This is a genomic window from Nonomuraea sp. NPDC049655 (genome assembly GCF_044465465.1).
Lineage (GTDB): Bacteria > Actinomycetota > Actinomycetes > Streptosporangiales > Streptosporangiaceae > Nonomuraea.
The window spans coordinates 59,096-81,819 of the sequence record NZ_JBITLS010000010.1 but is presented as its reverse complement, the minus strand read 5'-3'; the positions used below and the strand labels follow the sequence as shown (position 1 = coordinate 81,819).

The following is a 22,724-nucleotide window of genomic DNA, read 5'->3' as shown; positions in this document are numbered from 1 at the left end:
GATGGGACTGGGGCGTCGCCTCTACCGCGGCGAGATCGATGTCGACTTCGTCGGCAAGTGGAGGCTCTGGTACAGCCTGTCCGGCCTGCTGCTGGCCGTCTCCCTGGCCGGCATCCTGTTCAACGGGCTCAACCTGGGCGTCGAGTTCAAGGGCGGAACGGTCTTCACGTTCCCGGCCACCAGCGGCACCGTCGAGGAGGTCCGCGAGGACTTCCGCACGCAGGGCGCCCACCAGGTGATCGTGCAGCGGGCCCGCGACAACTGGCGGGTCACCACCGAGACCCTGACGGAGTCGACGCTCAACCAGATGCAGACCACGATCGCCAAGGAGTACAAGGTCCCGGTCAAGGACGTCAGCGTCCAGTCGATCGGCGCCTCCTGGGGCGGTGAGGTCTCCCAGAAGGCCTGGATCGGCCTGGGCGTCTTCATGCTCGCGATCATCCTGTACCTGTCGATGGCGTTCGAGCCGAAGATGGCGTTGTCGGCGATCGTCGCGCTCGTCCACGACCTCGTCATCACCGCCGGCGTCTACGCCTGGTCGGGCTTCGAGGTCACGCCGGCGACGCTGCTGGGCTTCCTGACCATCCTCGGTTACTCGCTCTACGACGCGGTCGTGGTGTTCGACATGATCAAGGAGGTCACGGCCAAGCTGGGCACGACCTCCAAGATGACGTACTCCATGGCGGCCAACAACGCGCTCAACCACACGCTGATCCGGTCGCTGAACACCTCGCTGGTCGCGATCCTGCCGGTGGCGGCCATCCTGTTCATCGGCACCACGCTGCTCGGCGCGGGCACGCTGAAGGACCTGTCGCTGGCCCTGTTCGTCGGCATGATCGTCGGCACCTACTCGTCCCTGTGCGTGGCCACGCCGATGCTGGTGACGCTCAAGGAGCGGGAGCCGAAGTACCAGGCCATCGCGCGCCGGCTCGCCTCCACCACCGGCAAGGGGGCGAAGGGTTCCAAAAGCGCAGCCGTAGCGAAGGGCTGAGCCCCGTCCGTGGCTCGTCCCGGCGCCCCCGTCCGTCAGGGCGGGGGCGCCGTCGCGTTCAGGGGGGCCTTGCGGCGCCCGGAGGGGGCCATGGGCTCTTGGGGCCTGGGCTCGTCCCCGGCGGGACTCTGGGGCCCGTCACAGGCCGTCCGGGACGTCGCGCGGTCCGAGGAGGGGCCGGAGTAGGCCATCATGGAGCGCGGCACCCACGAGGAAGGCGATGGAAGCACGATGAGCGAGCTCAGCCAGTTGATCCTGGACCGGATCAGGGACGTCCCCGACTATCCCAAGCCCGGCGTGCTGTTCAAGGACATCACCCCGCTGCTCGGCGACCCCGTCGCGATGGCGGCCGTGGTGGAGGAGCTGGCCGGCCTCACCGAGGTGGACAAGATCGTCGGCATCGAGGCCAGGGGCTTCATCCTGGCGGCGCCGGTGGCCTACCGGGCGGCGGCCGGGTTCGTCCCGGTGCGCAAGAAGGGCAAGCTGCCGGCCGCGACGCTGGAGGAGTCCTACGACCTGGAGTACGGCTCGGCCACCATCGAGGTGCACCGCGACGCCTTCGCGCCCGGCGACCGGGTGCTCATCGTCGACGACGTGCTGGCGACCGGCGGCACGGCCAAGGCCACCATCGAGCTCGTCGAGCGGGCGGGCGCGCACGTCGTCGGCATCGCGGTGCTGATGGAGCTGGCTTTTCTCAAGGGGCGCGAGCGTCTGCCGGCCGTCGACCTGCACTCCCTGGTGATCGTCTGAGACGGCCCGAGCGAGTCCGGGTTCCCAGCCTGGATACACTGGGGGGATCTGGACTCGAACGTGAGGAGTCTGAGTGCCCCGTGATGTGGTCGCGCCCGACGTAACCGACGCAGGTAATGCCGACGCGCCCGGCGTTCCTGCGGTGCGTCGACGGCGGTTTGGGGGTGGGGCCATGAATCCGGTGCTGGAGCCGCTGTTCCGCACGGTCCGGGCCACCCATCCCAAGGCCGATCTGCGCCTGATCGAACGCGCCTACGACATGGCCGCCTACCACCACCGCGACCAGAAGCGGAAGTCGGGCGACCCGTACATCACCCACCCGCTCGCCGTGGCGACGATCCTGGCCGAGCTGGGCACCGACGACGAGACGTTGTGCGCCGCGCTGCTGCACGACACCGTCGAGGACACCGCCTACAGCCTCGACGAGCTGCGCGCCGACTTCGGCGACACGATCGGCTCGCTGGTCGACGGCGTCACCAAGCTCGACAAGGTCAAGTTCGGCGACGCGGCGCAGGCCGAGACCGTGCGCAAGATGGTCGTGGCGATGTCGCGCGACATCCGCGTGCTGATCATCAAGCTCGCCGACCGGCTCCACAACATGCGCACCATGCGCTATCTGCCCGAGCACAAGCGCCACCAGAAGTCCCGCGAGACGCTGGAGATCTTCGCGCCGCTGGCCCACCGGCTCGGCATGAACACGATCAAGTGGGAGCTGGAGGACCTCGCGTTCGCCATGCTCTACCCCAAGCGCTACGACGAGATCGCGCGCATGGTGTCCGAGCGCGCGCCGCGGCGCGACCTGTTCCTGCAGGAGGTCATCGAGAAGGTCTCCGGCGACCTGCGCGAGGCCAAGATCCGCGCGGTGGTCAAGGGCCGGCCCAAGCACTACTACTCCGTCTACCAGAAGATGATCGCCCGCGACGTCGCCTTCGACGACATCTACGACCTGGTGGGCATCCGGGTCCTGGTCGACAGCGTGCGCGACTGCTACGCGGCGCTGGGCACGATCCACGCGCGCTGGAACCCGGTCCCCGGCCGGTTCAAGGACTACATCGCGATGCCCAAGTTCAACATGTACCAGTCGCTGCACACCACGGTGATCGGTCCCGAGGGCAAGCCGGTCGAGCTGCAGATCCGCACCCACGCGATGCACCACAGGGCCGAGTACGGCGTGGCCGCCCACTGGAAGTACAAGGAGGAGGTCGGCGCGCCGGGGCCCACCGGCAAGGTCAAGCCGGGCAGCGACATGGCCTGGCTGCGCCAGCTCCTCGACTGGCAGAAGGAGACCTCCGACCCGGGCGAGTTCCTGGAGTCGCTGCGCTTCGACCTGTCGGTCTCCGAGGTCTACGTGTTCACCCCGAAGGGCCAGGTCATCGCCCTGCCCGAGGGCGGCACGCCGGTCGACTTCGCCTACGCCGTCCACACCGAGGTCGGTCATCGCTGCATCGGCGCGCGCGTCAACGGGCGGCTGGTGCCGCTGGAGTCGCGGCTCGGCAACGGCGACACGGTCGAGATCTTCACCTCCAAGTCGCCCGACGCCGGGCCGTCGCGCGACTGGCTGAAGTTCGTCAAGTCCGGCCGGGCCCGCAACAAGATCCGGCAGTGGTTCTCCAAGGAGCGCCGCGAGACCGCGATCGAGGCGGGCAAGGAGGCCATCGGCCGCGCCATGCGCAAGCAGGGCCTGCCGCTGCAGCGCCTGATGTCCGGTGAGGCGCTGCTGGCGCTCGCCCGCGACCTGCGCTACCCCGACGTCTCGGCGCTCTACGCGGCCGTGGGGGAGGGGCACATCGCCGCGCAGGCGGTCGTGCAGAAGCTCGTGGCCTCGATCGGCGGCGTGGAGAGCGCCGAGGAGGACATCGCCGAGACGTCCCTGCCGACCCGGCTGCGCGGCCGTCCGCGCGGCGGCGGCGCGGGCGTGGTCGTGGCGGGCGACGCCGACGTGTGGGTGCGCCTGTCCAAGTGCTGCACGCCGGTGCCCGGCGACGAGATCGTCGGCTTCGTCACCCGCGGCCACGGCGTGTCCGTGCACCGCGCCGACTGCACCAACGTCCAGCAGCTCAGGGAGCAGCCCGACCGGCTGGTCGAGGTGAGCTGGTCGCCCGGCGACGACAGCGTGTTCCTGGTGGCCATCCAGGTCGAGGCCCTCGACCGGCCGCGCCTGCTGTCCGACGTCACGCGCACCCTGTCCGACCAGCACGTCAACATCCTCAGCGCGTCCGTGACGACCTCGCGCGACCGGGTGGCGATCAGCAAGTTCACCTTCGAGATGGGCGACCCGAAACACCTGGGCCACGTGCTCAAGGCCGTGCGCAGCATCCAGGGCGTCTTCGACGTCTACCGGGTGAGCGGCGCCGGCAGCTGAGCGGCCGCGGGTCAGCCCTTCAGGTCCGGCAGGTTGACCACGATGGCCTCCTGCGTGCTGCGCGCGATCACCACGACGGCCTCCCGCTCGGGGTCGGGGTTCTCCTCGCGGTGCGGGGTGTAGGGCGGCACGTAGACGTAGTCGCCGGGGGCCGCCTCGATGCGCCGCTCGCGGCCGTCCTGGAGGAAGACGAAGCGCGGCGTGCCGCTGACGACGTAGATGGCGGTCTCGGAGGCGCCGTGGTGGTGGTCGGAGGAGCGGGTGGCGGGCGCGACGTGCGTCTGGCCCATCCACAGGGCCGAGGAGCCGGCCGTGGCCCCGCTGACGGCGGCCAGCCTGCGCATCCCGGCGCTCTGCGCCGTGTCGCCCGACAGCGCGTCTGAGGCGATGTGACGCAGCGGGAGGTGGAAGGGGTCGCCCTCGGCCCGGTAGCCCTCCCACAGGCGCCCTCCGGCCCGTTCCAGGACGCCTGAGGCCACCGAGGTCAGCAGCTCCGGGTCGGCATGGGCCGCCAGCAGCTCGTCGGCCAGCGCCGGGTCGTGCCCGCGCAGCTCGCGCAGCAGCCACTTGCCGTTGCCCCGCCACCTGCCGCCCACGTCGAGGGCCAGCCTGGCGGTCTCCTGGACCACCTGCCAGCGGATGAACAGCTGCTCGCCGGGGTCGGTCGCGCCGGCCAGGTCGTCGAGCAGGTCGGACAGGGCGTACCGGGCCTGGTCGGCGCGGGCGGCGGCCAGGCCGCCGGGACCGGCGGCCAGCCGGTCGCCGAGCGCCGCCTGAAGGTCGCTGGCCCGGCCGCCGGTGCGGTCGACCAGCACCGCGCCGTCGGCGCACATGCGGGCCACGCCCGGCTTGCGCTCGGCCAGGTCGCGGTCGACGTAGGCGTCGAGGCTGGTCTCGCTGTGGACGTACAGCTCGACGGGCCAGCCGTGCCAGCGCAGGGACTCGCGGTAGGGCACGGCCAGCCCGTCGAGCACCACCACGACGTCGAGGTCGGAGGTGCTGGTGCGGCGCTCGGTGAGCACGCTGCCGCCGACGAAGGCGTACAGGGCGCCGGGGAACAGCTCGTCGACGAGGGCGCGCGCGACGCTGACGGGGTCCATGCCGTCAGCGTAGGACCCCGGCCGCCTTCCGAAGATCGGTTCAGCTGAACTCGGTCAGCGTGCGCTCGGCCTCCTCCAGCCACGAACGGCGGGCGACCAGCGCCTCCTCGGCCTCCTTGACGTCCTTGGCCCGGCCGGCGGCCTGCGCCTTGGACAGCCGCTTCTCCAGCTGCTCGATGGAGGCGCGCAGCTGGTCGACCGTGCTCTGGGCGCGGGCCCTGGCCTCGGGGTTGGACCGCTTCCACTCGGCGTCCTCGGCCTTGCGCACGGCCTCGTCGACCTTGCGCAGCCCGCCTTCGAGCCGGTCGCGCTGCTCGCGCGGCACCGGTCCGGCGGCCTCCCAGCGCTCCAGGACGTGCCGCAGCGCCGCCCTGGCCGTGCGCGCGTCGGAGACCGGGAGGATCTTCTCGGCCTCGGCCAGCAGCTCCTCCTTGACCTCGGCGTTGGCCGCCAGCGAGGCGTCGCGCTCGGCGAAGACCGCCGAACGGGCCTGGAAGAACTGGTCCTGGGCGGCCTTGAAGCGGCCCCACAGCTCGTCCTCGGCCTCGCGCGAGGCGCGCCCGGCGGTCTTCCACTGCTGCATCAGCTCGCGGTAGATCGCCGCGGTCGTGCCCCAGTCGGTGGAGCCGGCCAGGGCCTCGGCCTCGGCGACGATGCGCTCCTTGGCCGAGCGGACGCCCTCGCGCTGCTCGTCCAGGCCCGCGAAGTACTGCTTGCGGCGCTTGGCGAAGGCGGTGCGGGCGGCCGACAGCCGCTTCCACAGCGCTGCCTCGGTGACCCGGTCGATCCGGTCGGCGGCCTTCCACTCCTCCACGAGCTGGCGCAGCCGTTCGCCGCCCGACTTCCAGTGGGTGGTCTCGTCGGCGATGCGCTCGGCCTCGGCGACGATGCGCTCCTTGACCGCCCTGGCCTCGGCGCGCGCCTGGTCGCGGGCGGCCTTGACCTCCTCGCGGCGATGGCCGACCAGCTCGGTCAGCCCGTCGAGGCGGGCCGTCAGCGCCGCCAGGTCGCCCACGGCGTGGGCGTCGGCGACGGCCTCGCGCAGCTTGGCGATGCTCGCCTCGGCCTGCGCGGGCGCCAGGTCGGTGCCCTTGACCCGCTGTTCGAGGAGCTGTACCTGGCCGGACAGCTCGTCGTACTTGCGATGGAAGTAGGCCAGTGCCTCTTCGGGTTCACCGGCCTGCCAGGAGCCGACGGCCCGCTCTCCCTCAGCCGTACGCACGTAGACGGTGCCGTCGTCGTCTACCCGGCCCCACGGGTCGGTGCTCACCGTGTCCTCCCGCACTATCCATCAGACCCTTCGGGACTACTTCGTCCCTAGTTTGTATTACGTCAGCTCTTGCCGGCGATTGTCACGTCTTTGATTTCGAGGGTTTGCTTCGGTGCTCCGGTCCCATCTCCCATGTCAGCGATGACGCCCGCTTTGTTCACCTTGTCCAGGATGTCGAGCCCCTTGGTGATCGTACCCACCGGCGTGTAATCCGGGGTGAGTCCGAGATCGCCGTAAACGAGGAAGAACTGGCTCCCCGTGCTGCCCGGCGCCGAGGTCTTCGCCATCGCCACCGTGCCGCGCTTGTACGTGGCCCCCTGGAGGTTCTCCTCGGCCATCACGTAGCCGGGGCCGCCCGCGCCGTCCTGGCTCTTGCCGTCGGCCTTGGCCGTCGGGTCGCCGCACTGCAGCATGGGGAACTTGTCGCTGCCGAGCCGGTGGCACTTGCTGCCGTCGTAGAACTTCTTGCTCGCCAGGAAGGCCAGCGAGTTGGTCGTGCACGGCGCCTTGGCGTTGTCGAGCTCGACCACGATGTCGCCCAGGTTCGTGGCGAGCGTCATCGTCTTCTTGGCCGGCTCGGTCTTGACCTTGGCCGGCGGCATGCCGACGTCCTTGACCTGGCCGCCGGCGGCCTCCTTGACGTAGTCGCAGGTGCCGGTCGCCGCGTTGTACGGCTTCGGCCCCGTGCTGGCCGCGGCCGACGCGGTGTCCTGCGGGGCCGAGGCCGAGGGCGAGGCGGACGCCTCGGTCGTCGAGTCGCCGCCGCCGAGCAGCGCGACCGCGGCCACGATGCCGCCCACCACGACCACCACGCCGACCGTGGAGCCGATGATCGCGGTGCGCTTGGCCTTCTGCTCGCGCTCGATGCGGCGCTGCATCTGCCGCTCGTAGTGCTCACGTGCCAGCTGCTTCTGCCGGTCCTTGCCCGTGGCCACCGCTTTGCCTCCCATAGTCAATCAACTGAGGTGGGCGAATCGTATCGGCCAATGGGTAATGATTCGCAGCCCGGCGACCCGCACCGGTACCCTTCGGTTACATTCCCATTGGCTTTTCGACGAGATCACCTGAGGCAGATGCTCATCGCAGGCTTCCCCGCAGGGGCCCTCCAGACCAATTGTTACGTCGTCGCGCCCGCGGCCGGCGAGGAGTGCGTGATCGTCGATCCGGGCCAGGACGCGGCCGAAGGCGTCGACGAGCTGCTGCGCGAGCACCGGCTCAAGCCGGTCGCGGTGCTGCTCACGCACGGCCACCTCGACCACGTGTGGTCGGTCGCCCCCGTCTGCGGCGCGCGTGACGTCCCCGCGTGGATCCACCCCGACGACCGCCACCTGCTGAGCGACCCCTCGGCCGGCTGGGGCGGCGGCGTCTCGCTGTTCGGCGACATCAGGCTGAGCGAGCCCGACGACGTGCGCGAGCTGTCCGACGGCGCCGCGCTCAGCCTGGCGGGCCTCGATCTCGTGGTCGACCACACCCCGGGCCATACCAGGGGGTCGGTGAGCTTCCGGCTGCCCGGCGACGAGATCATGTTCTCGGGCGACCTGCTGTTCGCCGGCTCCATCGGCCGCACCGATCTTCCCGGCGGCGACTACGCGACCATCCTGAGCAGCCTGGCCACCAAGTGCCTGCCGCTGCCTGACGATACGGTCGTCCTGCCGGGCCACGGACCACAGACCACGATCGGCCGCGAGCGCGCCACCAACCCTTACCTGAAGGAAGCGGCGCCGCAGGCCGGTCCCACACGAGGGATCTAATGAGCTTCCAAGCACCCAAAGGCACCTTCGACTGGCTGCCGCCCAGCTCCGAGGCCATCCTGGCCGTGCGCGAGGCACTGGCCGCGCCGCTGCGGCAGGCGGGCTACGGCTACGTCGAGACCCCGGTCTTCGAGGACACCGAGCTGTTCAAGCGCGGCGTGGGCGAGTCCACCGACGTGGTGTCGAAGGAGATGTACACCTTCCCCGACAAGGCGGGCAGGTCGCTGACCCTGCGCCCCGAGGGCACCGCCTCGGTCGTGCGCGCCGTGCTCCAGCACAACCTGCACAACGGCCAGCTCCCGGTCAAGCTGTGGTACTCCGGCAGCCAGTTCCGCTACGAGCGTGCCCAGAAGGGCCGCTACCGCCACTTCTGGCAGGTCGGGGCCGAGGCCCTCGGCTCGGAGGACCCGGCGCTCGACGCCGAGCTGATCCTGCTCGGCGCGCGCGGCTTCGCCTCGCTCGGCCTGCGCCAGGTCAGGCTGCTGCTCAACTCGCTCGGCGACCGCAACTGCCGCCCCGCCTACCGGGCCGCGCTCCAGGACTTCCTGCGCGGGCTCGACCTCGACGAGGAGACCAGGGCCCGCATCGACATCAACCCGCTGCGGGTGCTCGACGACAAGCGGCCCGAGGTGCAGGCCCAGCTCACCGGCGCGCCGCTGGTCGTCGACCACCTGTGCGCGGCCTGCAAGGCCTACCACGAGGAGGTCCGCTCGCTGCTGACCGCCTCGGGCGTGGCCTTCGAGGACGACCCCCGGCTGGTGCGCGGGCTCGACTACTACACGCGCACCACGTTCGAGTTCGTGCACGGCGGGCTCGGCTCCCAGTCGGCCGTCGGCGGCGGCGGCCGTTACGACGGGCTCAGCGAGATGCTGGGCGGCCCGCCGCTGCCCAGTGTCGGCTGGGCGCTCGGCGCCGACCGCACGTACCTGGCCATGGAGTCCGAGGGTCTGCTCGGCGAGGCCGCGCCGGGCCGCGTCCAGGTGTACGGTGTCCCGCTGGGCGACGACGCGCGCCGCCGCATGTTCCTGCTCGTCTCCGAGCTGCGCGAGGCGGGCGTCAGCGCCGACATGGCCTTCGGCGGCAAGGGGCTCAAGGGAGCGATGAAGGGCGCCGACAGATCCGGCGCCCGCTTCGCGCTGATCCTGGGCGAGCGAGACCTCGCGGCCGAGGCCGTGCAACTGAAGGACCTGACCACCGCAGAACAGACCCAGGTGCCGCTGGCCCAGGTCGCCGACGTTTTGAAAGGGAAAGTGCAGTGATCCGCACGCATACGGCCGGGTCGCTCCGTGAGGAGCACGCCGGGCAGCAGGTGACGCTCGCAGGATGGGTGGCCCGCCGCCGTGACCACGGCGGCGTTGTCTTCATCGACCTGCGCGACGCCTCCGGCTCGGCGCAGGTGGTCTTCCGCGAGGAGGACCACGCCCACGACCTGCGCGCCGAGTACTGCGTGCAGGTGGTCGGCCAGGTCAGGGTGCGCCCGGAGGGCAACGAGAACCCCGAGCTGCCCACCGGCGCGATCGAGGTCGTGGCCGAGCGGGTCGAGGTGCTGAGCGAGTCCGCGCCGCTGCCGTTCCCCATCGAGGGCAACGTCGGCGTGTCGGAGGAGGCCCGGCTCAAGTACCGCTACCTCGACATCCGCCGCCAGCAGGTCGCCGCCGCCATGCGCACCCGCTCCAAGGCCACCTACCTGGCCAACGAGGTGATGCACGAGCTCGGCTTCGTCTACGTCGAGACCCCGACGCTGACCCGCTCGACCCCCGAGGGCGCGCGCGACTTCCTGGTGCCGGTCCGCCTGCAGCCCGGCAACTGGTACGCCCTGCCGCAGTCGCCCCAGCTGTTCAAGCAGCTCCTCCAGGTCGCCGGCCTGGAGCGCTACTACCAGCTCGCCAAGTGCTACCGCGACGAAGACCTGCGGGCCGACCGCCAGCCCGAGTTCACCCAGATCGACGTCGAGATGTCCTTCGTCGACCAGGAGGACGTCATCGAGGTCGGCGAGAAGCTGGTCGGCCGCCTGTGGCGGGAGATCCTCGGCTACGAGATCCCCATGCCGCTGCCGCGCATGACCTACGCCGACGCCATGGCCCGCTACGGCTCCGACAAGCCCGACCTGCGCTTCGGCCAGGAGCTCGTCGAGATGACCGACTACTTCTCGGCCACCTCCTTCCGCGTCTTCCAGGCCGACTACGTCGGCGCGGTGGTCATGCCGGGCGGCGCCTCGCAGACCCGCAAGGAGCTCGACGGCTGGCAGGAGTGGGCCCGCAGCCGCGGCGCCAAGGGCCTGGCCTACGTGCTGGTCCAGGAGGACGGCACGCTCGGCGGCCCGGTCGCCAAGAACCTGTCGGAGCAGGAGCTGTCCGGCCTGGCCGCCAAGGTCGGCGCCGCCCCCGGTGACGCGATCTTCTTCGCCGCCGGCGCCCGCTCGGCCTCCCGCGACCTGCTGGGCGCGGCCCGCCTGGAGATCGGCCGCCGCTGCGGCCTGATCGACGAGTCGCAGTGGTCGTTCCTGTGGGTGGTCGACGCCCCCATGTTCGAGGAGGACGGCGAGGGCGGCTGGACGGCCGTGCACCACCCGTTCACCGGCCCCAAGCCGGAATGGGCCGACAACTTCCAGGACCACCCGGGCGAGGCCCTGGCCTACGCCTACGACATGGTCTGCAACGGCATGGAGATCGGCGGCGGCTCGATCCGTATCCACCGGGCCGAGATGCAGCAGCGGGTCTTCGACGTGCTCGGCATCTCCAAGGAGGAGGCCGAGAGCAAGTTCGGCTTCCTGCTTGAGGCGTTCAAGTACGGCCCGCCCCCGCACGGCGGCATCGCCTACGGCTGGGACCGGATCTGCATGCTGCTGTCCGGCGGCGACTCGATCCGCGACGTGATCGCGTTCCCGAAGACCGCCTCCGGCTTCGACCCGCTGACCGGCGCGCCGACGCCGATCACGGCCGACCAGCGCAAGGAGGCGGGCGTCGACGCCCAGCCCAAGTCCGAGGCCTGACACGACGACGGCGGGCGCCCCCCTTTCGCAGGGGGGCGCCCGCCGTCGTGTTGCGCGTGCTACCGCACGGTGACGCGCTTGATGATGATCGGGTTCTTCGGCGCGGTCGAGCCGCCGTCGCCCACGATGTCGTCGCCGTTGACGATGACGCCGTCCTTGGCGACCTTCTCGATGATCTCCAGGCCCGAGCGGACCATGCCGAGCACCGAGTACTGCGGCTCCAGCTGGCCGTTCTCGTCCGACAGCGAGATGGCGAACTGGCTGCTGTTCTGCCCCGACGCGCCGTCGGGCTGGGTCAGGAACACCACGCCCTTGGTGTAGGGCATGCCGACGGCCTCGTCGGCGTACACGTAGCCGGCCGTGCCCTGCCCGTCGGTCGGGTTCCTGCCGTCGGCCTTGGCCTGCGGGTCGCCGCACTGCAGCAGGAACAGGCCGGCCGTCTCCGGGGTCACCAGCCGGTGGCACTTGGTGTTGTTGTAGAAGCCCTTCCTGGCCAGGAACGCCATCGAGTTGACCGAGCACGGGGTCGCGTTCGCGTCGACGTCGATCACGATGTCGCCGTGGTTGGTGCTCACGGTCATCGTCTTGAGCTTGAGGTTGGGCCGCTTGCCCGGCAGGCCGACGAACTTGTTGGGCGCGGACTCGTCCCGCTTGTAGGTGCACGACACCTTGCCCGCCTGCTTCGGCGGCGTGGTGCTGGGCAGCGACGTCGGCGCGGGGATGCTGGTGCTGGCGGAGGGCGAGGGCGTGCTCGCCGCCGCGGCCGTCTTCTGGTCGTCGCCCATCAGGGTGGTCGCGGCGAAGATGCCGCCCGCCACCACGACGACGGCCACGCCCGCGCCGATGAAGGTGTTCCGCCTGGCTTTGGCGGTCTGCTCGGCCGCGCGCCTCGCCTGCCGCTCCTTGTGCTCCCGGGCCAGCTCGCTCTGGCGGTCGTCGCCGCTCACCGGTTGTCTCCTTCATCTTTGCCGACACATGACCAAACAACTCCGCGAATGCTACCGGCCTCCGATATGTGCCGGGCGTAAGTGGCGGAAGCCGCAGGGTGGGGCAAGTGAGGAGAGAACCATTTCACCGGTAGATACGTAGTCCAGGTGAGCCCTCCAAGGAGTGACCGTGTTCGACCAGATCCTCGGCCTGCCGGCCCATCCGCTGATCGTGCACCTCGCCGTGGTGCTGACGCCGCTGCTCGTCCTCGTGGGCGGGGCGTACGCGCTGGCGCCTCGCGTGCGGGCCGTGACGGCGTGGGCGGTGGTGCTGCTGGCCGTGGCCGCCCCCGTGGCGGTCCTGGCGGCCAAGGAGAGCGGGGAGAGCCTCAAGCGGGCCCGCTTCACCGGCGTGGAGGGCCCGCTCGGCGCGCGGGTCGCCGTCCACGAGGGCTTCGCGACCCCGCTGCTGCTGTCGGCGGCCGGGCTCGCCGCCGCCTGCCTGGCCCTGGTGTACGCCACCACCCCCGCGCGCGGCTCGCTCACCCGCGACCGGTTCGGCAGGCCCGTCACGCTGGCGCTGTCGGCGCTGACGGTCGTCCTGGCCGCCGTGGCGGGCTACTTCTGCTTCCGGGCGGGCGACTCCGGGGCCAGGGCCGTGTGGGCCGCGGCGGGTCTGACCGGCGTGTAATCTCGCGTTGTGGATAGCCTGTTCGATTCGGCGGCTGAGGAGGCCACCCCGCAACCCCTCGCGGTGCGGATGCGCCCGCGCACCCTCGACGAGGTGATCGGCCAGCGGCATCTGCTGGGCTCCGGCACCCCGCTGCGGCGGCTGGTCGAGAGCGAGGCCCCCATGTCGCTGTTCCTGTGGGGCCCGCCCGGCACCGGCAAGACGACCCTGGCCTACGTGGTCTCCAACGTCACCAAGCGCCGCTTCGTCGAGATCTCCGCCGTCTCGGCCGGCGTCAAGGACGTCCGCGCCGCCATCGACAACGCCCGCCGCGAGCTGGGCATGAGCGGCCGGCAGACCGTGCTGTTCGTCGACGAGGTCCACCGCTTCAACAAGGCCCAGCAGGACGCGCTGCTGCCGGCGGTGGAGAACCGCTGGGTCACCTTCATCGGCGCCACCACCGAGAACCCGTACTTCTCGGTCATCTCGCCGCTGTTGTCCCGCTCGCTGCTGCTCACGCTGGAGTCGCTGTCCGACGACGACGTGCGCGCGGTCCTGGAGCGCGCGGTGGCCGAGCCGCGCGGCCTGGGCGGGCGGGCCCGGCTCGCGCCCGAGGCCCTCGACCACCTGGTGCGCCTGGCCGGCGGCGACGCGCGCAGGTCGCTGACCTACCTGGAGGCCGCCGCCCTGCTGGCCGACGACATCACCGTCGAGGTGGTGGAGAAGGCCGCCGACAAGGCGGCCGTGCGCTACGACCGCCAGGGCGACCAGCACTACGACGTCATCAGCGCGTTCATCAAGTCGATGCGCGGCTCCGACGCCGACGCGGCCCTCCACTACCTGGCCCGCATGATCGAGGCCGGCGAGGACCCGCGCTTCATCGCCCGCCGCATCGTCATCTTCGCCTCCGAGGACGTCGGCATGGCCGACCCCACCTGCCTGCAGACGGCGGTGGCCGTGGCCCAGGCCGTGCAGCTCATCGGGCTGCCCGAGGGGCAGATCAACCTGGCGCACGCCGTCATCCACTGCGCGATGGCGCCCAAGTCCAACGCGGTCGTCAAGGCCATCGGCGCGGCGGTCGGCGACGTCCGCAAGGGCCTGATCGGCCAGGTCCCCGGCCACCTGCGCGACGCCCACTACCCGGGCGCGGCCAAGCTCGGCCACGGCGGCGGCTACAAGTACCCCCACGACTTCGACCACGGCCTGGTGCGCCAGGACTACGCGCCCGAGCAGGTGCGCGACCGCCGCTACTACGAGCCCACCAGGCACGGCGCCGAGGCCCCGGTGGCCGACCGCTGGGCCCGGATCCGCGACTTCCTGCGCGGCTCCTGAGCCCTGCCCGCCGCGCTAGATTGAGCGCCATCATGACCGACCACCGCGCGAGCTTCGACGCCCGCATCACCTTCGGCAACGGCGGCGACCTCGCCGTCCACGGTTTCCGCGTCGACCTGCCCGGCCCCGACGCCGCCGAGGACGAGATCGCCGCGCTGTTCGTGGCCTCGCTCGGCCTGCTGATGACCGACGGCGTCGAGCTGGACAACGTCGAGATCTTCGCCGAGCCGCACAAGGGCACCAGGGGAGGGCCCTCCGACCGCGCCGCGCAGGCCGCGCCGGCGGCCGGGGGAGCGCTGGTCGAGCTGGCCCGCCCGCCCGCCGACGGCGGCACGTACCTGGTGGCGCCCGGCGGCGACCTGACCGGACTGCCTCTGGCCCGCACCGCCGAACTGCCCGCCGTGGTGGTGCGCGTGGCGGGCGCCGAGGCGCGGGAGATCGGCGTGGGCGCGCTGGCCGCCTTCGACGTGCGCGGCAGGGCGGTGCTGCTGCACACCGGCGCGCCCGGCGGGGGGCGGCTCACCCCGGAGGCCGCCTCGTGGCTGGCCGGGCGCGGCGCGTCCCTGGTCGGCACCGACGCCGACGGCCTCGACGGCCTCGACGGCGTCGGGGGGTCGGCGGCTCTTGACGTGCTGCTGGCGGCGGGCGTGCCGGTCGTGGAGCGGCTGGCCGGGCTCGACCGGCTGCCGCCCACCGGCGCCGTGTTCACGGCCGCGCCGCCGCTCCAGGAGGGCGTCGGGCGGGTTCCCGTACGCGCCTTCGCCCGCGTCCCCGAGGCGTGACAGGAGGCGTGACAGGAGGCGTGACAAGAGGCGGGCCGGGCGGCGGAACGCCTGGTCGGAGCGGCATGTGATCGGTCACGGAAGTGTCCGCAGGTGGCCTCGCCGCCGGATCCGGCCCGTTTTCCTCACTAACCTTGTCGCCGGGACGCGATAGGGTTCATGCCGTTCCGGCCCAGCGTACGAGGGAGATGAGCGGATGCTTACCGCTGGAGAGGTCGCCGGGCTGATCGCGGCCACGGGCTGGATTGTCCTGGTCTGCGTTCTCGCCATGGTGCTCGTCAAGCTCGCCAGGCTGCTCACCGAGACCACCAAGGCGGTCTCCGACCTGAACAACCGCCTGGTGCCGCTGCTCGACGACGTGAGCGTCACGGTCAACGAGACCAACAGGCAACTCGTCGCCGTCGAGGCCATCGCCCAGGACGTCAAGCAGGTCAGCGCGCACGCCGCCAAGCTCAGCGCGGTGACGCAGACCATCTTCACCGGCCCGTTGATCAAGGTGTCGTCGCTCGGCTACGGCGTGCGGCGCGCCATCGAGGCCCGCAGGCCCGCCCGGGTGAGGCGGTCCCGGTGATCAGACGGCTGTTCTACCTCTCGCTCGGCGCGTTCCTCGCCTTCTGGGTGATGCGCAGGCTGCAGGCGCTGCACCCGACCCACGTCGTGCGGCGCACCGCCGACGGCGCGGCGGGGATGCTCGCGCGGGTGAGAGACTTTACCTCTGACGCGCTAGGCGAGGCCGCCGAGCGCGAAACCCAGTTGCGGGCGCGCTTCGGGCTCGACAACGCTGAAATCGACAACTGACTACCAGCAAAGGATGGCCACAATGGAGTCGGCAGAGATAGCCCGCCGCTTCCTGCGCTTCTTCGAGGAGCGTGGGCACAAGGTCGTGCCCTCGGCCAGCCTGATCGCTGAGGACCCCACGCTACTCCTGGTTCCTGCCGGTATGGTGCCGTTCAAGCCGTACTTCCTGGGGCAGCGCAAGCCTCCGGCGTCACGGCTGGCCACCGCGCAGAAGTGTGTGCGCACGCCCGACATCGAAGAGGTCGGCAAGACCACCCGGCACGCCACCTTCTTCCAGATGCTCGGCAACTTCTCCTTCGGCGACTACTTCAAGTCCGAAGTGATCCCGTTCGCGTGGGAGCTGCTCACCAGGTCCGAGTCCGACGGCGGCTTCGGCTTCCCCGAGGAGCGGCTGTGGGCCACCGTCTACCTTGAGGACGACGAGGCCTACGACATCTGGCGCAACAAGGTCGGCGTGCCCGAGAGCCGCATCCAGCGCCGCGGCCTGGAGGACAACTACTGGCACATGGGCGTGCCCGGCCCCGGCGGCCCCTGCTCGGAGATCTACTACGACCGCGGCCCTGAGTACGGCAAGGAGGGCGGCCCCGTCGCCGACGAGGACCGCTACCTAGAGGTCTGGAACCTCGTCTTCATGCAGTACCAGCTCAGCCAGGTCCGCACCAAGGTCGACTTCGACATCTCCGGCGAGTTGCCGGCCAAGAACATCGACACCGGCATGGGCCTGGAGCGCATGGCGACGATCCTGCAGGGCGTCGACAACCTCTACGAGATCGACACCACCTACAAGATCCTCGACAAGGCGGCCGAGCTCACCAAGACCCGCTACGGCCGCGACCACCGCGCCGACGTGAGCCTGCGCGTGATCGCCGACCATGTGCGCACCGGCACCATGCTGGTCGCCGACGGCGTCATGCCCGGCAACGAGGGCCGCGGCTACGTGCTGCGCCGCATCCTGCGCCGCTCGGTGCGCAACCTGCGCCTGCTCGGCTCCGGCGACGAGCGCTACATGCACGAGCTGACCGACGTCGCGATCAACGTGATGGGCGAGCAGTACCCCGAGCTCAAGGTCGACGCGCCGCAGATCCACGCGGTCATCGACGCCGAGGAGACGTCCTTCCTCGGCACCCTCCGCACCGGCACCGCGATCTTCGACGTGGCCGTCGAGGAGACCAAGCGCAAGTCCGGCTCGACGCTCTCGGGCGACCAGGCCTTCCAGCTCCACGACACCTACGGCTTCCCCATCGACCTCACCCTGGAGATGGCGGCCGAGCAGGGACTGAAGGTCGACGAAGAGGGCTTCCGCCGCCTGATGAAGGAGCAGCGGCAGCGGGCCAAGGCCGACGCGGCGGCCAAGAAGACCGGCAACGCCGACATCTCGGTCTTCGGCCACCTGCTGGAGAAGGCCGGCAAGATCGACTTCCTGGGCTACGACGAGACCGAGGCCGAGACCACCGTCGTCGGCATCCTGGTCGACGGCGTCAGCGTGCCGGCGGCCGGCGCGGGCACGACCGTCGAGATCGTGCTCGGCCGCACCCCGTTCTACGCCGAGGGCGGCGGCCAGCTCGCCGACCAGGGCGTCATCCGCACGGCGGGCGCCGAGGTCGAGATCCTCGACGTGCAGTCGCCGCTCAAGGGCCTGATCGTCCACCGCGGCAAGGTCCGCAGCGGTGAGCTGAAGGCGGGCGACGAGGCGCAGGCCGAGATCGACGTCGAGCGCCGCCGGGCCATCTCGCGCAGCCACAGCGCCACCCACCTGGTCCACCGCGGCTTCAAGAACGCGCTGGGCGAGACGGCCGCGCAGGCGGGCTCGGAGAACTCCCCGGGCCGCTTCCGCTTCGACTTCACCGCGGCGGGCGCCGTCCCGGCCAGCGTGCTGCGCGACGTCGAGGACGAGGTCAACGCGGTGCTGATCAACGACCTCAAGGTCAACGCGTTCTACACCTCCCAGGCCGAGGCCAGGGCGATGGGCGCGCTGGCGATGTTCGGCGAGAAGTACGGCGACGAGGTCCGCGTGGTCGAGATCGGCGACTACTCGCGCGAGCTGTGCGGCGGCACGCACGTCCACAGCTCCGGGCAGCTCGGCCTGGTCAAGGTGCTGGGCGAGCAGTCGGTCGGCGCGGGCGTGCGCCGGGTCGAGGCGCTGGTCGGCATCGACGCCTTCCGCTTCCTGGCCCGCGAGAGCGTGCTGGTGGCCCAGCTGTCCGAGCAGCTCAAGGCGCGCCGCGAGGAGCTGCCCGAGCGCATCGAGGGCATCGTCACCCGCCTGCGCACCGCCGAGAAGGAGCTGGAGAAGGTCCGCTCGGCGCAGGTGCTCCAGGTGGCCGGCGAGCTGGCGTCCCAGGCCCGTGACCTGCACGGAGTCTCCGTGGTGACACACCGCGCGCCTGATGGCACCGGCGCCGACGACCTGCGTAAGCTCGCGCTTGATGTGCGTGGCAGATTCCCGGCCGACCGGCCGGCGGTCGTGGTGATCGCCGGCGCCCCCTCCGACCGGCCCGTGGTGGTCGCCGCGGTCAACGAGGCGGGGCGCGAGCGGGGGCTCAAGGCCGGAAGGCTGGTCGGCGTCGCCGCCAAGGCTCTTGGGGGTGGCGGTGGCGGCAAGGACGATGTCGCGCAGGGCGGCGGTACGCGGCCCGAGGCGATCGGCGACGCGCTCGGCCTGGTCGAACAGGCCATCGGCGAGCAGATCGGATGACATGAGGTTCGGTTCGCGGATCGGCGTCGACGTCGGTTCCGTCCGCATCGGCGTGGCGCGCAGCGATCCCAGCGGGACGCTGGCCACGCCGGTCGAGACCGTACGCCGGGGCAAGGGCGACCTCGACCGCCTCGCCGAGATCGTCGCCGAGCACGAGGCGATCGAGGTGATCGTGGGGTTGCCCACGTCGCTGTCCGGGCGTGAGGGGCAGGCGGCCGGGCTGGCGCGCGCGTTCGCCGCCGAGCTGGCCGGACGGCTGGCGCCCACGCCCGTGCGGTTGTTCGACGAGCGGCTCACCACGGTCGCGGCCCAGCACGGGCTGCGGGCCAGCGGCGTACGCGCCAAGAAGCAGCGCGGGGTCGTCGACCAGGCGGCCGCCGTCGTGCTGCTCCAGGACGCCCTCGACTCCGAACGCGCCACCGACAGACCACCAGGCAGGCCCGTCGAACCGCCCCCCGCGGCGGCCGACGGACCTGCCTCATGACCGGGCGGCACCCCGAGGCCCGTCACGAGGCCCGTCACGAGGCCCGTCACGAGGGCATGGTCTGTGCGCAGGCCCCGATGTCGCCCGGCGGGCGTCCGACCGGCGAGGTGGCCGCGTGAACACCACCCCCGACGACGACGGCGGCGAGGTGATCCCGTTCCTGCGGGCGGACTCCCAGCAGGAGACGCCCCCGGCGACCGAGGAGCACCCTGGACACAGCCCGCGGCCCGCGGGCGAGAACCCTGCCGGGAGCGGCTCGCGGCCGGCGGGTGGAGACTCTGCCAGGAGCATGCCGCATCCGCTGGGTGAGGGGACTGCCGGCAGCGGCCCGCACCCGGTGGGCGAGGAGGCTGCCGGGAGCATGCCTCACCTGGCAGGTGAGGCGTCTGCGGGGAGCGGCTCGCGCCCGGTGGCTGAGGAGGCTGCCGGGAGCAGTCGGTCGTCGCGCCGTGGCCGGGCCCTGGGCAAGGCGGGGCTGGTCTCCGCCGCGCTGGTCGCCGCCCTGGTGGCGGCGGGCGCGGGCGTGCTCACGGTGGTCAGGCCGTACCTGAGCCCCGAGGACTTCGAGGGCATCGGCAGCGGGACGGTCACCGTCCGCATCCCGCCCGGGGCGAACGCCGAGGAGATCGGCACGGCGCTGGCCGACGCCGGCGTCGTGGCGAGCTCGCGTTCGTTCGTGAACGCGGCCCAGGAGCGGGCCGTGGCCAACCGGCTGCGTCCCGGCCACTACCGGCTGCGCAAGGGCATGGCCGCGGGCGCGGCGCTCGACCTGCTGCTCGCGCCCGCCTCCCGGCTCGTCAGGAGGGTGGCGGTGCCGGAGGGGCTGCGCGCGGGCGAGGTGCTGCGGCGCGTCGCCCAGCTGGCCGCGCTGCCGCTGAAGGAGCTGCAGAGCGTGGACAAGAGCCTGCTCGGGCTGCCCTCGTACGCGCCCGGGATCGAGGGTTTCCTGTTCCCCGCCACGTACGACGTCGAGCCCGGCGACAAGGCGGTGGACGTCCTGGCCGCCATGGTGGAGCGGTGGGGTGTGGCCGCCCGGCAGATCCACCTGGCGGAGGGGGCCCGGCGGCTCGGCCTGACCCCGCTGGAGGCGCTCACGGTCGCCAGCCTGGTGCAGGCGGAGGGCGGCACCGACGCCGATTACCCCAAGATCGCCAGAGTGATCTACAACAGACTCAAGAGCAACACCCCGCTGGAGCTGGACACCACGGTTCTGTACGCGCAGAACCGCCGGTCACTGAAGGTCACCGAGAGCGACACCAAGGTGAACTCGCCCTACAACACCTACCACCGCCGCGGGCTGCCGCCCGGACCCATCGCCAATCCGGGGGAGAAGGCGCTGCTGGCGGCCCTGAACCCGGCTGCGGGTGATTGGCACTGGTTTGTGACGACGGATCCGGCGCATAGAATCACCAAATTCACCAACAAAGAGAGCGAGTTCGTGAGATACCGGGAAGAGTTGAACAAGAACCTCGGGACGGACTGATGTTCGGCGGGACCCCCCCTGTGCCCGCGCAAAAGCCCCATACCGGGTCATGCGCCCTCTTCCCATCCCCTAGCATGGCTACCCAGAGTGATCTCCGCTGGTCGTGGGAGCATGCCCGGCGGATCCCCCCGTTTCGCCCGGTGAGCTCCGCCGGTTCGGCACAACCGCTTGACGCCGAACGGGCCGTACCGGGAGATTGGCCAGCGCAGCTATGAGCGATCTCGACCTGAACTCCCTGCTCGGCACCGAGGACGACGAGGGCCGGTCCCGGCGCCGTGCCCGCGGCTCCGGCAAGCGCGGCGGCAACCGCCGGCGGCGCAGACGTCGTAACCGCGGCGGCTTCATCGCGCCGTTGCTCGCCTTCGTCGTGCTGGCGGGCATCATCGGCGGCGGCGGCTACTACGGCTACCTGTGGGTCAGCGACGCCCTCGTGCCCGACGACTACACCGGCCAGGGCACCGGCGAGGTGATCGTCGAGATCAAGGACGGCCAGAGCGCGTCGGAGGTCGCCGAGGAGCTGGTGCGCCTCGGCGTCGTGGCCAGCGCCAGGGCGTTCAGCACCGCCATCGGCAACGCCGGCAAGAGCGGGTCGCTGCAGCCCGGCCAGTACAAGATGCGCAAGAAGATGGCGGCGGCCGACGCGGTGGCGATGCTGAGCCCCGAGAACAAGCTGCTGGCCAAGGTGGGCGTCAAGGAGGGCCTGCGGCTGTCCGACACGCTGACCACGCTGGCCAAGGCGACGGGCAAGCCGGCCAAGGGCTTCGCGGCCGCGGCCAAGGACACCGCCGACCTCGACCTGCCGTCGTACGCCAAGGGCAAGCTGGAGGGCTACGCCTTCCCGGCCACCTACGAGTTCCCGCCCAACGCCACCCCGGCCCAGATCCTGGGCGCGATGGTCAAGCGGTTCAACCAGACGGCCGACGAGGTCGACCTCGAAGGCGGCGCCAAGGCCCTGGGCCGCAAGCCCCAGGACATCGTGGTCATCGCCAGCATCATCCAGGCCGAGGCCGGCCGGTTCGAGGACATGCCCAAGATCGCCCGCGTCATCTACAACCGGCTCGACCGCGACCCGGAGATGAAGCTGGAGATGGACAGCACGGTCATGTACGCACTCAACAAGTACCGCACCGCCGCCACCATCGCCGAGACGAAGACCAAGAGCCGGTACAACACGTACATGTACCTCGGCCTGCCGCCGGGCCCGATCTCGAACCCGGGCCAGCACGCCATCGAGGCGGCGCTCAACCCGGCCAAGGGCGACTGGCTCTACTTCGTCGCCACCGACCCCAACAGCCGCGTCACCAAGTTCGCCACCACCGAGGCCGAACGCCAGGCGCTGCTGGCCGAGTACAAGCGGAACGGCGGCTGACCTCCGCCGCGGGAGCCGTCCGACGACCGGCGGCCCCGCGGCGTGGTAGGAGTAGGGACCGTGTTTCCGGAAGGAGTGTCGATGCGGGCTGCGGTCATGGGCTCGCCGATCGGGCATTCGCTCTCGCCCCACCTGCACAGGGCCGCCTACGCGGCGATGGGGCTCGACGGGTGGAGCTACGAGGCGATCGAGTGCGACGAGGCGCGGCTGCCCGGCCTGCTCGCCGGGCTGACCCCCGTGCGCGGGCAGCGCGACGGTGAGCAGGGCGCAGTGCAGGGGGCCGGCGAGCGCGTCTGGGCGGGGTTGTCGCTGACGATGCCGCTCAAGCGCGCCGTGCTGCCGCTCCTCGACACCGTCTCCGACCTGGCCGTCGAGGTGGGCGGGGCCAACACCGTGGTCTTCGCCGACGGCCTGCGCCACGGGCACAACACCGACGTCCACGGCATCGAGCAGGCGCTGGCCGAGGCGGGGGTGCCCGCGCCGCGGTCGGCGACCGTGCTGGGCGGCGGCGCCACGGCCGCCTCCGCGCTGGCGGCCCTGCGCAACCTGGGGCTGTTCACGGCCACGCTGCTGGTCCGCGACCCGGCCAGGGCGGGGGAGACCGCCGAGGTGGCCGAACGACTGGGCGTGGCGCTGGCGGTGGAGACGTTCGACAAGCTCGACGCGTACACCGGGGTGGACCTGGTGGTCTCCACGCTGCCCGCGGGGGCCGCCGACGCCTTCGCCGGACGGCTGGCCCGCGTGCCGGCGCTGTTCGACGTGGTCTACGCCCCCTGGCCCACCAGGGCGGCCACGGCCGTCCGCGACGCGGGCGGCACGGTGGTCGGCGGCTTCGCGATGCTGCTGCACCAGGCGGCGCGCCAGGTGGAGCTGATGACCGGCCGCCCGGACGTGCCGGTCGAGGCCATGCGCGCGGCGGGCGAGGCCGAGATCGCCCGGCGGGCCGCGGCCCGTCCGCAGTGATCTTCC

21 protein-coding genes are annotated in these 22,724 nt (G+C 71.5%); 17 read left to right on the top strand and 4 right to left on the bottom strand.

Going from position 1 to position 22,724, the window contains the following annotated elements:
* The first annotated feature begins 1 nt into the window (after nucleotide 1).
* The 3 genes from secF (at nucleotide 2) to ACIBQ6_RS30045 (ending at nucleotide 4,103) form a co-directional block, all read left to right on the top strand.
* The gene (secF, locus tag ACIBQ6_RS30055; protein WP_358285757.1) at nucleotides 2–991 is read left to right on the top strand and encodes a protein translocase subunit SecF; all 990 of its coding nucleotides are present in this window, start codon (nucleotides 2–4) and stop codon (nucleotides 989–991) included.
* Between the two features lie 231 nt (nucleotides 992–1,222).
* Nucleotides 1,223–1,741 (top strand): adenine phosphoribosyltransferase, encoded by a 519-nt coding sequence (locus ACIBQ6_RS30050; RefSeq protein ID WP_358285759.1) that lies wholly within the window; start codon nucleotides 1,223–1,225, stop codon nucleotides 1,739–1,741.
* 172 nt (nucleotides 1,742–1,913) lie between these two features.
* Nucleotides 1,914–4,103, top strand: a complete 2,190-nt coding sequence (locus ACIBQ6_RS30045; protein ID WP_352330550.1) for a bifunctional (p)ppGpp synthetase/guanosine-3',5'-bis(diphosphate) 3'-pyrophosphohydrolase — start codon at nucleotides 1,914–1,916, stop codon at nucleotides 4,101–4,103.
* A gap of 11 nt (nucleotides 4,104–4,114) precedes the next feature.
* Here ACIBQ6_RS30045 and ACIBQ6_RS30040 read toward each other — a convergent pair whose 3' ends face one another.
* The 3 genes from ACIBQ6_RS30040 to ACIBQ6_RS30030 form a co-directional block, all read right to left on the bottom strand.
* Entirely contained in the window at nucleotides 4,115–5,203 is a 1,089-nt protein-coding gene (locus tag ACIBQ6_RS30040) for a cupin domain-containing protein (protein ID WP_358285762.1), read from the bottom strand.
* Nucleotides 5,204–5,243: 40 nt separating this feature from the next.
* Entirely contained in the window at nucleotides 5,244–6,473 is a 1,230-nt protein-coding gene (locus ACIBQ6_RS30035) for a DUF349 domain-containing protein (protein WP_397215971.1), read from the bottom strand.
* Nucleotides 6,474–6,535: 62 nt separating this feature from the next.
* Nucleotides 6,536–7,423, bottom strand: coding sequence for a peptidylprolyl isomerase (locus ACIBQ6_RS30030; RefSeq protein WP_352361441.1), 888 nt, complete (start codon nucleotides 7,421–7,423; stop codon nucleotides 6,536–6,538).
* A 123-nt stretch (nucleotides 7,424–7,546) separates the two neighbouring features.
* Between ACIBQ6_RS30030 and ACIBQ6_RS30025 the strand changes: the two genes are divergently transcribed.
* Genes ACIBQ6_RS30025 through aspS form a run of 3 tightly spaced genes read left to right on the top strand, consistent with a single transcriptional unit; the run spans nucleotide 7,547 to nucleotide 11,216 of the window.
* Nucleotides 7,547–8,224, top strand: a complete 678-nt coding sequence (locus tag ACIBQ6_RS30025) for an MBL fold metallo-hydrolase (protein ID WP_364340882.1) — start codon at nucleotides 7,547–7,549, stop codon at nucleotides 8,222–8,224.
* Complete coding sequence (hisS, locus tag ACIBQ6_RS30020) at nucleotides 8,224–9,483, top strand: histidine--tRNA ligase (protein WP_358285769.1); 1,260 nt, start codon at nucleotides 8,224–8,226, stop codon at nucleotides 9,481–9,483. Before ACIBQ6_RS30025 ends, hisS begins: the two co-directional genes overlap by 1 nt.
* Nucleotides 9,480–11,216: an aspartate--tRNA ligase gene (aspS, locus tag ACIBQ6_RS30015; RefSeq protein WP_358285771.1), complete on the top strand. Its 1,737-nt coding sequence runs from the start codon at nucleotides 9,480–9,482 to the stop codon at nucleotides 11,214–11,216. Before hisS ends, aspS begins: the two co-directional genes overlap by 4 nt.
* A 59-nt stretch (nucleotides 11,217–11,275) precedes the next feature.
* On the opposite strand, the gene ACIBQ6_RS30010 is transcribed toward aspS, so the two are convergent.
* Complete coding sequence (locus ACIBQ6_RS30010) at nucleotides 11,276–12,163, bottom strand: peptidylprolyl isomerase (RefSeq protein ID WP_358285774.1); 888 nt, start codon at nucleotides 12,161–12,163, stop codon at nucleotides 11,276–11,278.
* A gap of 169 nt (nucleotides 12,164–12,332) precedes the next feature.
* Here ACIBQ6_RS30010 and ACIBQ6_RS30005 point away from each other — a divergent pair, with 169 nt between their 5' ends.
* From ACIBQ6_RS30005 to ACIBQ6_RS29955, 11 genes are all read left to right on the top strand, one after another.
* The gene (locus tag ACIBQ6_RS30005) at nucleotides 12,333–12,833 is read left to right on the top strand and encodes a hypothetical protein (protein WP_397165450.1); all 501 of its coding nucleotides are present in this window, start codon (nucleotides 12,333–12,335) and stop codon (nucleotides 12,831–12,833) included.
* Between the two features lie 9 nt (nucleotides 12,834–12,842).
* Complete coding sequence (locus ACIBQ6_RS30000; protein ID WP_364340872.1) at nucleotides 12,843–14,144, top strand: replication-associated recombination protein A; 1,302 nt, start codon at nucleotides 12,843–12,845, stop codon at nucleotides 14,142–14,144.
* 32 nt (nucleotides 14,145–14,176) lie between these two features.
* A complete protein-coding gene (locus tag ACIBQ6_RS29995; protein ID WP_397215968.1) occupies nucleotides 14,177–14,926 on the top strand; it encodes a hypothetical protein in 750 nt (249 codons plus the stop codon).
* 196 nt (nucleotides 14,927–15,122) lie between these two features.
* Entirely contained in the window at nucleotides 15,123–15,497 is a 375-nt protein-coding gene (locus tag ACIBQ6_RS29990) for a DUF948 domain-containing protein (RefSeq protein ID WP_352327837.1), read from the top strand.
* Nucleotides 15,494–15,724 carry a hypothetical protein gene (locus ACIBQ6_RS29985; protein WP_352327836.1) on the top strand — a complete coding sequence of 77 codons (231 nt, stop codon included), beginning with the start codon at nucleotides 15,494–15,496 and terminating at the stop codon, nucleotides 15,722–15,724. Before ACIBQ6_RS29990 ends, ACIBQ6_RS29985 begins: the two co-directional genes overlap by 4 nt.
* Nucleotides 15,725–15,746: 22 nt before the next feature.
* Nucleotides 15,747–18,419, top strand: a complete 2,673-nt coding sequence (alaS, locus tag ACIBQ6_RS29980; protein ID WP_387665143.1) for an alanine--tRNA ligase — start codon at nucleotides 15,747–15,749, stop codon at nucleotides 18,417–18,419.
* A 1-nt stretch (nucleotide 18,420) separates the two neighbouring features.
* The gene (ruvX, locus tag ACIBQ6_RS29975; protein WP_352327834.1) at nucleotides 18,421–18,903 is read left to right on the top strand and encodes a Holliday junction resolvase RuvX; all 483 of its coding nucleotides are present in this window, start codon (nucleotides 18,421–18,423) and stop codon (nucleotides 18,901–18,903) included.
* Entirely contained in the window at nucleotides 18,900–19,022 is a 123-nt protein-coding gene (locus ACIBQ6_RS29970; protein ID WP_397215966.1) for a hypothetical protein, read from the top strand. The genes ruvX and ACIBQ6_RS29970 overlap by 4 nt, the downstream gene beginning before the upstream one ends.
* Nucleotides 19,023–19,312: 290 nt before the next feature.
* A complete protein-coding gene (gene mltG / locus ACIBQ6_RS29965; RefSeq protein WP_397215964.1) occupies nucleotides 19,313–20,386 on the top strand; it encodes an endolytic transglycosylase MltG in 1,074 nt (357 codons plus the stop codon).
* A gap of 211 nt (nucleotides 20,387–20,597) precedes the next feature.
* A complete protein-coding gene (gene mltG / locus ACIBQ6_RS29960; protein WP_358285788.1) occupies nucleotides 20,598–21,755 on the top strand; it encodes an endolytic transglycosylase MltG in 1,158 nt (385 codons plus the stop codon).
* A gap of 81 nt (nucleotides 21,756–21,836) precedes the next feature.
* Nucleotides 21,837–22,718, top strand: a complete 882-nt coding sequence (locus ACIBQ6_RS29955) for a shikimate dehydrogenase (RefSeq protein ID WP_397215962.1) — start codon at nucleotides 21,837–21,839, stop codon at nucleotides 22,716–22,718.
* Nucleotides 22,719–22,724 lie beyond the last annotated feature (6 nt).